At 69.6% G+C, this 10,414-nt stretch carries 11 protein-coding genes; 8 read left to right on the top strand and 3 right to left on the bottom strand.

Going from position 1 to position 10,414, the window contains the following annotated elements; all coding sequences use genetic code 11:
* The first annotated feature begins 14 nt into the window (after positions 1-14).
* On the top strand, positions 15-2,345 hold the full coding sequence (locus AAHM41_RS20940; protein ID WP_342238518.1) for a sensor histidine kinase: 2,331 nt from the start codon (positions 15-17) through the stop codon (positions 2,343-2,345).
* Positions 2,335-3,738: a nitrogen assimilation response regulator NtrX gene (gene ntrX / locus AAHM41_RS20945; RefSeq protein WP_342238519.1), complete on the top strand. Its 1,404-nt coding sequence runs from the start codon at positions 2,335-2,337 to the stop codon at positions 3,736-3,738. The genes AAHM41_RS20940 and ntrX overlap by 11 nt, the downstream gene beginning before the upstream one ends.
* Positions 3,739-3,783: 45 nt before the next feature.
* Here the strand turns inward: ntrX and AAHM41_RS20950 are convergent, their stop codons facing one another.
* Entirely contained in the window at positions 3,784-3,984 is a 201-nt protein-coding gene (locus AAHM41_RS20950) for a hypothetical protein (RefSeq protein ID WP_342238520.1), read from the bottom strand.
* Between the two features lie 197 nt (positions 3,985-4,181).
* Between AAHM41_RS20950 and AAHM41_RS20955 the strand changes: the two genes are divergently transcribed.
* The 5 genes from AAHM41_RS20955 to AAHM41_RS20975 all read left to right on the top strand — a co-directional run bounded on the left by AAHM41_RS20955 (position 4,182) and on the right by AAHM41_RS20975 (position 7,959).
* Complete coding sequence (locus AAHM41_RS20955; RefSeq protein ID WP_342238521.1) at positions 4,182-5,036, top strand: D-amino-acid transaminase; 855 nt, start codon at positions 4,182-4,184, stop codon at positions 5,034-5,036.
* 118 nt (positions 5,037-5,154) lie between these two features.
* Positions 5,155-5,397 carry an RNA chaperone Hfq gene (hfq, locus tag AAHM41_RS20960; RefSeq protein ID WP_026870608.1) on the top strand — a complete coding sequence of 81 codons (243 nt, stop codon included), beginning with the start codon at positions 5,155-5,157 and terminating at the stop codon, positions 5,395-5,397.
* 5 nt (positions 5,398-5,402) lie between these two features.
* On the top strand, positions 5,403-6,734 hold the full coding sequence (gene hflX, locus AAHM41_RS20965; protein WP_342238522.1) for a GTPase HflX: 1,332 nt from the start codon (positions 5,403-5,405) through the stop codon (positions 6,732-6,734).
* Positions 6,735-6,744: 10 nt separating this feature from the next.
* Positions 6,745-7,563 (top strand): inositol monophosphatase family protein, encoded by an 819-nt coding sequence (locus tag AAHM41_RS20970; RefSeq protein ID WP_342238523.1) that lies wholly within the window; start codon positions 6,745-6,747, stop codon positions 7,561-7,563.
* Between the two features lie 39 nt (positions 7,564-7,602).
* On the top strand, positions 7,603-7,959 hold the full coding sequence (locus AAHM41_RS20975) for an FKBP-type peptidyl-prolyl cis-trans isomerase (protein WP_342238524.1): 357 nt from the start codon (positions 7,603-7,605) through the stop codon (positions 7,957-7,959).
* 54 nt (positions 7,960-8,013) lie between these two features.
* Here the strand turns inward: AAHM41_RS20975 and AAHM41_RS20980 are convergent, their stop codons facing one another.
* Together AAHM41_RS20980 and mazG are read right to left on the bottom strand one after the other, a co-directional pair.
* A complete protein-coding gene (locus tag AAHM41_RS20980; protein WP_342238525.1) occupies positions 8,014-8,490 on the bottom strand; it encodes a hypothetical protein in 477 nt (158 codons plus the stop codon).
* Complete coding sequence (gene mazG, locus AAHM41_RS20985; protein WP_342238526.1) at positions 8,487-9,320, bottom strand: nucleoside triphosphate pyrophosphohydrolase; 834 nt, start codon at positions 9,318-9,320, stop codon at positions 8,487-8,489. The genes AAHM41_RS20980 and mazG overlap by 4 nt, the downstream gene beginning before the upstream one ends.
* A gap of 157 nt (positions 9,321-9,477) precedes the next feature.
* On the opposite strand from mazG, the gene AAHM41_RS20990 reads away from it, so the two are divergent.
* Positions 9,478-10,338 carry a hypothetical protein gene (locus AAHM41_RS20990; protein WP_342238527.1) on the top strand — a complete coding sequence of 287 codons (861 nt, stop codon included), beginning with the start codon at positions 9,478-9,480 and terminating at the stop codon, positions 10,336-10,338.
* The last annotated feature ends 76 nt before the right edge of the window (positions 10,339-10,414 follow it).

Genomic DNA, 10,414 nt, shown 5'->3' on the forward strand with positions numbered 1-10,414 from the left:
CTGCAGAACCGCCGATGACAACCAACGCCGCGAGCCCGACCTCTCTCTGGCGGCAGCTTTACCAATGGGCGGCCCGGGTCGGGCTGGAGAACAAGCTGGCGGTGGTGCTGATCTTCGCCGCCGTCGCGTCCGGCATCGCGACCTACACCGCACTCAGCAGCAACTCGCTGTTCGGCAAGGACGCCGACCGGGTGTCGCTGCTGCTGGTGCTCGACCTGACCATCCTCTTGATGCTCGGCGCCATCGTGGCGCGGCGGCTGGTGGGGATCTGGGCGGCGCGGCGCCGCGGCTCGGCCGGGTCGCGCCTGCATGTCCGGCTGGTGGCGCTGTTCGCCGTGGTGGCGGTGGCGCCCGCCATCCTGGTCGCGATCTTTTCCGCCGTGATCTTCAACATCGGCGTGCAGACCTGGTTCTCCGAACGGGTCTCGACCGCGATCAACGAATCGCTCTCGGTCGCCCAGGTCTATCTCGAGGAGAACCAGAAGAGCATCCGCTACGCGGCGCAGAGCATCGCCTACACGGTCGAGCGGGCCTACGCCCAGTATCCGGAGTTCATCTCCGGCAACCGGTCCGCCCTGGTCGGCATCCTCAGCAGCATGACCTCGACCTACGGCATCCCGGACATCCGGATCATCGACCGCAAAGGCCAGATCGTCGCGGAATCCGCCTTCGCCAAGGGCCTGAAGCTGGAGATGGTCGGCCAGGAGCATTTCGAGCGGGCGATGTCCGCCGACAACACCGGCTACGGCCCTGTCGAGCTGATCGTCGACAGCGAGAGCGACCGGGTGCGGGCGCTGGTGCGGCTGAACGGCTTTCCCTTCGAGGCCTTCCTCCTGATCGGCAAGCAGGTCGATCCGGAGGCGCTGGCCTATGTCGAGCAGACTAAGGGCGCCGTCGCCGACTACCGGGCGCTGGAAGGGCGGCGGTCGCAGTTGCAGCTCATCTTCACCGCGATCTACGTCACCGTGGCGGTGCTGCTGCTGATGGCCGCGGTCTGGATCGGCCTGGTCTTCGCCGACACGCTGGTGCGGCCGCTGCGCGAGCTGATCATGGCGTCGGAGCGGGTGCGGGCGGGCGACCTGTCATACCGGGTCCAGGGCAGCGACAGCACCGACGAGCTCGGCAGTCTGGCCCGGTCCTTCAACCGCATGACCAACCAGCTGGAAAGCCAGCGCCGCGAGCTGATCGAGGCCAACCGCCAGCTCGACCAGCGCCGGCAGTTCACCGAGACCGTGCTGTCCGGCGTCTCGGCCGGCGTGCTCGGCCTCGACCAGGACGGCCGGGTCCATCTGCCGAACCGCTCCGCCACCGACCTGCTCGGCCGCTCGGTCGACGAGCTGGTCGGCCATCCCCTGGAGGCGGCGGTGCCGGAGATGGCCGATCTGATCGAGAGCGCCCGCAGCCGCCAGGGCCGGGTGGTCGAGGGCCAGGTGAAGATCCGCCGCCATGGCGAGCTGCGCACGCTGCTGGCCCGCATCGCCGCGGAACGGCTGGACGGCGAGATCCAGGGCTTCGTCGTCACCTTCGACGACGTCACCGAGCTGCTGTCGGCCCAGCGCAAGGCGGCCTGGGCCGACGTGGCCCGCCGGATCGCGCATGAGATCAAGAATCCGCTGACCCCGATCCAGCTCTCGGCCGAACGGCTGAAGCGCAAATATCTCAAGCAGATATCGGACGATCCGCAGACCTTCATCACCTGCACCGAGACGATCGTCCGGCAGGTCGGCGACATCGGCCGGATGGTCGACGAGTTCTCGGCCTTCGCCCGCATGCCGACGCCGGTGATGAAGACGATCGACCTGTCGGAGACCTGCCAGCAGGCTCTGTTCCTGCAGCGCAACGCCCATGCGAAGATCGGCTTCGCCTTCAGCCAGCCCGACGACCGCCCCCTGGTGCCGTGCGATTCCCGGCAGCTGTCCCAGGCTGTCACCAACCTGCTGCAGAATGCCGCGGACGCGATCGAGGGCCGCATCGCCGAGGGCCGCGAGCTGCCCAAGGGGCAGGTGCGGATGGTCCTGGACTATGCCGACGGCGAGGCGTGGATCACGGTCGAGGACAACGGCAAGGGCCTGCCCACGGTCGACCGCGACCGGCTGACCGAACCCTATGTCACCACCCGCACGAAGGGCACCGGATTGGGGCTCGCCATCGTCAAGAAAATCATGGAGGATCACGGCGGCCGGCTGGTCCTCGAGGACCGCCCGGGCGGTGGGGCCCGGGTGAGCCTCGTCTTTCCGTTGGAACAGGCAGGCGTGCCGGCCGTTCCAACCGGCGACGAGCCGGATGCATCGACCGATCGGGTGACAGCTGCGGGCTCCAAGGACGCGGTGGGCCATGGCGCATGACATTCTCGTCGTCGACGACGAGGCGGATATTCGGATGCTCATCTCGGGCATCCTGGACGACGAAGGCTATACGACGCGGGAAGCCGGCGACACGACGCAGGCCCAGCACGAGCTTGCCGCGCGCCAGCCCAGCCTGGTGATCCTCGACGTCTGGCTGCAGGGCAGCCCGATCGACGGGCTCGAGCTGCTCGACATCATCCGGCGCGACCATCCCGGCGTGCCGGTGCTGATGATCAGCGGCCACGGCAACATCGAGACCGCGGTCACCGCCATCAAGCACGGCGCCTACGACTTCATCGAGAAGCCGTTCAAGTCGGACCGGCTGCTGCTGATGGTCGAGCGCGCCATCGAGGCGGCGCGGCTGCGGCGCGAGAACGCCGAGCTGCGGCTGCGCGCCGGCACCGAGGTCGAACTGGTCGGCGCATCGCCGATGATCGGCCAGCTGACCCAGCAGATCGAGCGCGTGGCGCCGACCGGCAGCCGGGTGATGATCACCGGCCCCGCCGGCGTCGGCAAGGAGGTGGTGGCGCGCCAGCTGCACGCCTTGTCCAAGCGTGCCGAGGGGCCGTTCATCGCGCTGAACTGCGCCGCGATGCATCCGGATCGGCTGGAGGAGGAGCTGTTCGGCGTCGAGGTCATGGTCGACGGCGCCATCACCACCCGCAAGGTCGGCACCTTCGAGCAGGCGCATGGCGGCACGCTGCTGCTGGACGAGGTGGCGGACATGCCGCTCGCCACCCAGGGCAAGATCGTCCGGGTGCTGCAGGAGCAGACCTTCGTCCGCGTCGGCGGTGCCACCAAGGTCGAGGTCGACGTCCGGGTCATCGCCTCCTCGAACAAGGACCTGCCGAGCGAGATCGCCGAAGGCCGGTTCCGCGAGGATCTGTATTATCGGCTGAACGTCGTCCCGATCGCGGTGCCGCCGCTGGCCAGCCGGCGCGAGGACATCCCGCTGCTGGCCCGCCATTTCATGCAGCGCGCCGCCGACAGCCAGGGGCTGATGCCGCGCCAGGTCGGCGAGGATGCGATGGCGGCGCTGCAGGCCTATAGCTGGCCCGGCAATGTCCGGCAGCTGCGCAATGTCGTCGAATGGCTGCTGATCATGGCGGCGGGCGACAGCAGCATGCCGATCCACGCCGACATGCTGCCGCCGGAGATCGGCGCCATCGCCCCGGCGGTGCTGCGCGGCGACCGCGGCAGCGAGATCATGGGGCTGCCGCTGCGTGACGCCCGCGAGCTGTTCGAGCGCGAGTACCTGATCGCCCAGGTCACCCGCTTCGGCGGCAACATCAGCCGCACCGCCGAGTTCATCGGCATGGAGCGCTCGGCCCTGCATCGCAAGATGAAGAGCCTGGGCGTGCACGGCGCCGGCGACCGCAAGCTGGTCGACTGATGGACCGTCAGCTTCGTTCGATAGGCGTCACGTGTTCGATGACCGTCACGGCCCGACCACGAACAGCTTGCCGAGCACGATCAGCGTGAGCGCGATGTTCGAGCCGACCATCCACTTCACGATCGACAGGTCGCCCGCGATCGCGGTGATTCTCTGCTCGAAGCTCGCGACCTCCTCGGCGGCCTTGCGTGCCTTCTCGTCGTCGACGTTGGCCGATTTCAGCGCGTCGTAGAGGGCACCCATCATCAACGCCATCGTGTCACCCGTGTCTGTCCGCGGTCTGCATTATACATGGTTTCCGCCGGCTTGGCCCGCCAGCCCTGCAAGCCGTTCCGCTCCGGCTCGCGATGGCTGTCCCGAAACAAGGGAGCGGAATTCCGTTGGAGTCCGGTGTATGCAACCCGAGCATCGGCCGCGGACAGCGGGAACGGAGAGAATAAGCGATGGCGCGCGACGCCTATGTCAACGGGCGCTATGTGCCGCATGCCCGGGCGGCGGTGCATGTCGAGGACCGCGGCTTCCAGTTCGCCGACGGCGTCTACGAGGTGGTGTGCATCCGCCGCGGCCTCCTGATCGACGAGGAGGGCCATCTCGACCGGCTCGACCGCTCGCTGCGGGAGCTGCGCATCGCCTGGCCCTGCGAGCGGCGGGTGCTGCGGCTGCTGATGCGACAGCTGTTGCAGCGCAACGGCGTGCGTGACGGGCTGATCTACCTCCAGGTCACCCGTGGCGTCGCGCCGCGCGACTTCCGCTTCCCGGCCGCGGCCCGGCCGACCCTGGTGATGACCACGCGGCGGGCGGCGCTGGCGCCCCATGCCCGGACCGGCGTCCGCGTCATCACCATCCCCGACATCCGCTGGAAGCGCCGCGACATCAAGTCCGTAGGCCTGTTGCCGCAGGTGCTGGGCAAGCAGGAGGCGGCGGAGCGCGGCGCCTTCGAGGCCTGGCAGGTGGACGAGGACGGCTTCGTCACCGAAGGCACCTCGTCCAACGCCTGGATCCTGACCGCGGACGGTGCGCTGGTCACCCGCCCGGCCAGCCACGAGATCCTCAACGGCATCACCCGACAGTCGATCCTGCGGATCGCGGCGGCGGAGGGGCTGCGCTTCGAACAGCGCCCGTTCAGCCTCGATGAGGCCTATGCCGCGCGCGAGGCCTTCCTGAGCAGCGCCACCAGCTTCGTCACGCCGGTCCTGCAGATCGACGACCGCTTGGTCGGCGACGGCACGCCCGGGTCGCTCGGCCGACGGCTGCTGGAGGCGTATGTCGCCCATGCCTCCAGTGCCGGCGCAACATGACAATGCACCATTGTTCCCTTTTCTCCGGGCCGGTGCTTCCCATATTGTCGGACGGTGCCACATCGTGTGGCTCGGGCCCCCCGGGGCTCCAATAAAATCAAGCAGCAGGATCCAACTAATGTCGGAAAAGGCACAGAACGTTCAGGACGTGTTCCTCAACAACGTCCGGAAGAACAAGATCCCGGTGACCATCTTCCTCGTCAACGGGGTGAAGCTGCAGGGTATCATCACTTGGTTTGACAACTTCTCGGTCCTGCTCCGCCGCGACGCCCATTCGCAGCTGGTGTACAAGCATGCGATCTCGACGGTGATGCCGGCGCATCCGATCCAGCTGTTCGAGCCGCAGAAGGAAGAGGCCTGATCCCTTTGGGCCAGACTTCAGGGCCAAATCCCGGTGCGGATGGCGCGTCCTCGGGACGCGCCATCGTCATCCACCCGGTTCTGCCGGGCACCCATAACGATGCCGGGCGGACCGCCGAGGCCTCGCTGGACGAGGCGGTCGGCCTGTCCCGCGCGATCTCGCTCGACATCGCCGAGGCCCGCTGCGTCCGGGTGTCGCGGCCGCAGCCCTCGACCCTGATCGGCGAGGGGGCGCTGGAGGAGCTGGCGAGCGTGGTCGCCGCCACCGAGGCCGGGCTGGTGGTGGTCGACGCCACCCTCAGCCCGGTGCAGCAGCGCAACCTCGAGCGGCGCTGGAAGACCAAGGTGATCGACCGCACCGGCCTGATCCTCGAGATCTTCGGCGAGCGCGCCCGCACCCGCGAGGGCCAGCTGCAGGTCGAGCTGGCGCATCTCAGCTACCAGCGCTCGCGCCTGGTCCGGTCCTGGACCCACCTCGAGCGGCAGCGCGGCGGCGCCGGCTTCCTCGGCGGCCCCGGCGAAACCCAGATCGAGCTGGACCGCCGCCAGATCGACGACCGCATCATCCAGATCAAGCGCCAGCTCGACGACGTCCGCCGCACCCGGTCGCTGCACCGCGATGCGCGGGCCCGGGTGCCGTATCCGGTGGTGGCGCTGGTCGGCTACACCAACGCCGGCAAGTCGACCCTGTTCAACCGCCTGACCCGGGCCACCGTGCTGGCCAAGGACATGCTGTTCGCCACGCTGGACCCGACCATGCGGTCGATCGAGGCGGGGCAGGGGCGGCGCATCATCCTGTCCGATACCGTCGGTTTCATCTCCGACCTGCCGACCCATCTGGTCGCCGCCTTCCGGGCGACGCTGGAGGAGGTGCAGGCCGCCGACCTGATCCTGCATGTCCGCGACATCGCCCATCCCGACACCGAGGCCCAGCGCGAGGATGTCGAAGGGGTGCTGCGCGACCTGGACATCGACATCGATTCCGACGGCCGCGTGATCGAGGTCCTGAACAAGGCCGACCTGCTGCCCGAGCACGAGCGCGAGACCCTGTCGACCGCGGTGCGCCGGCGCGGCCATGACGCGGCAGTGATCTCGGCCCTCACCGGCGAGGGCTGCGACGGGCTGATGGAGCTGATCGCCCGCCGCATCAACGCCGACCGCGAGACCATGACGGTCAAGCTCGACATCGCCGATGGCCGCACTTTGGCCTGGCTGCACAGCCATGGCGAGGTGCTGGAGGCGCGCGACGACGGCGCCCATCTCTTCATCCGCGTCCGCCTCCACCCGAACGACGCCGCGCGGCTGCACCGCCAGCTCGGCATCGCCCCCCGCCACTGAGAGTCCTTCGATGCTGCGCCTGCCCGAGATCGACAAGGTCGCCGCCCTGATCGCGGAGACCGCGCAGGAGCTGATCCTGCCGCGCTTCGGCCGGCTTGAGGAGGGGGCGGTGATGGAGAAGGCGCCCGGCGACCTCGTCACCATCGCCGACCAGGAGAGCGAGATCCGCCTGGCCGAGCAGCTGCCCGGGTTGCTGCCCGGCTCGCTCGTGGTCGGGGAGGAGGCCTATGCCAAGGATCCGGCCGTGCTCGACCTGCTGGACGGCGACGACCCGGTCTGGATCGTCGACCCGGTGGACGGCACCGCCAATTTCGTCGCCGGCCGGCCGCGCTTCGGCACCATCGTCGCCCTGGTGCAGCGGGGCGAGACGCTGATGGGCTGGATCCACCTGCCGGTCGAGAACCGCACCGCCTGGGCGATCCGCGGCGAGGGCGCCTTCATCGACGGCCGCCGCCAGACCCTGGCCGCTCCCGGGCCGCTGGCGACGCTGCGCGGCGGCTTCAACCTGGCGAAGCGGCCGCCCGGCTATGCCGTGGCGGTGATGCGGCTGCGCGATGCCGTGGCCTCGCACATCCACGTCAACTGCGCCGGCGCCGACTATATCGACGCCGTCGAGGGCCGGATCGACATCCTGGCCTATCGCAAGCTGTTCCCCTGGGACCACGCCGCCGGCACGCTGCTGCACGCCGAGGCTGGCGGCTGGGCCGCGGTGCTCGACGGCGCCCGCTACCGCCCGACGCTGCGCCAGGGCCCGATCCTGGTGGCGCCGGACCAGGCCAGCTGGCGCGCCGCCCGCGCCGCCATGGGCGAGATCGCGGCCGCGGCCTGAGTCTGGCCGAACCCGACACCAACCCGAGAAGGAAGCATCATGTCCCGCACCACCACCGCCTCCGGGCTGGAAATCGAGGATATCGAGGTCGGCACCGGCGACGAGGCCAAGGCCGGCGTCACCGTGACCGTGCACTACACCGGCTGGCTGCAGAACGCCGACGGCAGCGCCGGCCGCAAATTCGATTCCAGCAAGGACCGGAACGAGCCGTTCCGCTTCCCGCTCGGCGGCGGCCGGGTGATCCGCGGCTGGGACGAGGGCGTGCAGGGCATGAAGATCGGCGGCAAGCGCCGCCTGGTCATCCCGGCCGCGCTGGGCTACGGCGCCCGCGGCGCCGGCGGCGTGATCCCGCCGAACGCGACCCTGATCTTCGACGTCGAGCTGCTCGGCGTCTGATCGTATGCCGGGCAGCCCGGGCCAGCCTCACCGGGCCGGCCCGGCATCCGGCCGTCAGTCCGGCAGCCGCCGAAGCGTGGAGGCGACCACCAGCGTCTGCGGCAGGGACGCGCCGGGCTTGGCCTGCCCACCGGTCCGTTTCAGCTCCTCCGCCGTGAGCGTCACCGTCAGCGTGAGCTGCCGATCGTTGACCTCGATGGCGATGGTCCGGATGGCGCCGTTGCCGGCCGGAACCGGCGCCTCGATGGTTGTCGACTCGATCCGGTCGGGTCCCAGCCATCGATAGGTGCCACGCGATCCCGCGTGCGACGTGGCGAAGATCTGCCATGTCCCGTCGACGCCGAAGACGATGGTCGAGCGGGCCTTGTCCGAGACGGGCTGGTCCGGGATGCCCTTTCCGTCGACGACCCGTCGCTGGGAAACCAGCTCCCATCGGCCGATCAGAAGCTCCGCAGGCGTCTGGGCGAAGGCCGCGGCGCAAGCCAGAAGGACGGCCAGCACCGCGACGATGGCTGGGAGGCGGCCCCTCATGTCACCGTCTCCGCCCGCTTCGCTGCCACCCACAACTCCTCCATCTCGTCCAGGCTGGCCCCGGCGGGATCGCGGCCCTCGGCCCGAAGCGCCGCTTCCAGGTGGCGGAAGCGGCGCTCGAACTTGGCGTTGGTCCGGCGCAGCGCGGAATCAGGGTCGACCTCGTAGCGCCGGGCCAGGTTGACGGCGCAGAACAGCAGGTCGCCGATCTCGTCCTCGATCCGCTCCTTCGGCGCCCTGCCGTCGATCTCGGCTCGGATCTCGCCGACCTCCTCCTCGATCTTGTCGAGGATGTCGGCCGGGTCGGTCCAGTCGAAGCCGACCCGTGCCGCCCGCTTCTGCAGCTTCAGCGCCCGGGTCAGGCTGGGCAGGCCGCCGGCGATGCCGTCCAGCACCCCGGCCGGCCGGCCCTCGGCCTCGGCCTTGGCGGCGCGCTCCTCGGCCTTCTGCCGCTCCCACTGCGCCGGCATGCCGTCGGCATCGACCGGCGCGTCGCCGAACACATGCGGGTGGCGGCGGATCATCTTGTCGACGATGCCGGCGGCGACGTCGGCAAAGTCGAAGGCGCCCCGCTCCTCCGCCATGCGCGAATGGAAGGCGACCTGGAACAAGAGGTCGCCCAGCTCGTCCTTGAGCTCGTCCATGGCGTCGCGCTCGATCGCGTCGGCCACCTCATAGGCCTCCTCGATCGTGTAGGGCGCGATGGTGCGGAAGCTCTGCGCGACGTCCCAGGGGCAGCCGGTCTCGGGGTGGCGCAGCCGCGCCATCACCTCGATCAGGCGGCGCGTGGCCTCGGCGGCATCGAGGGGAGCGTCGGGACGGTCGGTCATCATCGGTCTCCGGGCGGATGCCCTCTGGTATCGCCCCCCTCTGGTATCGCATCAGGGCGGCGACGGCAAATCGCGCTCCGCCTTGCAACCGGGGCGGCCGTGCATTCCTATATCCGGCCGGGGCGATTCGCTCCGGACCGGAGGGGAAATCCACATCATGACGTTCCTCAGATCTCTCAGAACCGTCGCGCTCGCGACCAGCCTGGCGGCCACCGTCGCACTCGCCGCCTGCGCGCCGAAACCCGCGCCGGCCCCGGAAGCGCCGGTCGGCCCGACCCAGCTCTTCTCCTACGAGGCGCTGACCTTCAAGCCGCTCGGCCTCGACGGCAAGAAAGCCACCTACGCCGACCGCGCGACCTTCACCCAGCAGGTGAAGGACACCGAGCTGCCGAAGATCCTGGCGCTGCTGAACATCCCGGCCGACCAGGTGCAGACCGAGGTGACGCCGGGGGGCTATCAGCTCGAGACCAACGCTTCGCTGCAATCGGCCTTCGAGACCGACCCGAAGACCGCCGACCTGTTCGGCGCCGCGGTCGGCTACAGCTTCCGCCAGTGGAGCGTTCTGGTCACCGACTTCACGCCGGAAGGCCAGGGCAACACCGGCTACGCCGTGGTCACCTTCAAGGACCACGCGCCGAGCGGCGAGGAGGCGCAGGCCTTCTTCCAGCACGCGGCGTCGGTGAACAAGGGGCTCGGCGGCGGCTACACCGCCTTCGGCCGCGACCTGTTCTTCCTCAACATCGCCGATTCCACCGGCAAGGCCTATAGCGGTCTCGACGACGCCACCTTCGTCGCCGAGCTGACCAAGGCGGCGCAGAGCTTCACCGGCACGCCGGTGTCGGTCAGCCGTTCCGGCCGGGTCGACGCCCGCTTCGTCGAGAACGACTGGGACAAGGCCAAGACCGGCCAGGATTACGGCAAGGTCCTCGGCCGCGACCTGACCCGCAAGCTGACCCAGCTGCGCCGCGAGCACGAGCGCGCCCTGCGCAAGTTCGGCACCGAGCACGGCTGGAAATAAGCGAAGACGGCGCCGCCCCGCTGCGGGCGGGGGGGGGGGGGGCGGGGGGGGGGGGGGGGGGGGGGGGGGGGGTGGT

It is taken from the genome of Inquilinus sp. OTU3971, from assembly GCF_038440215.1.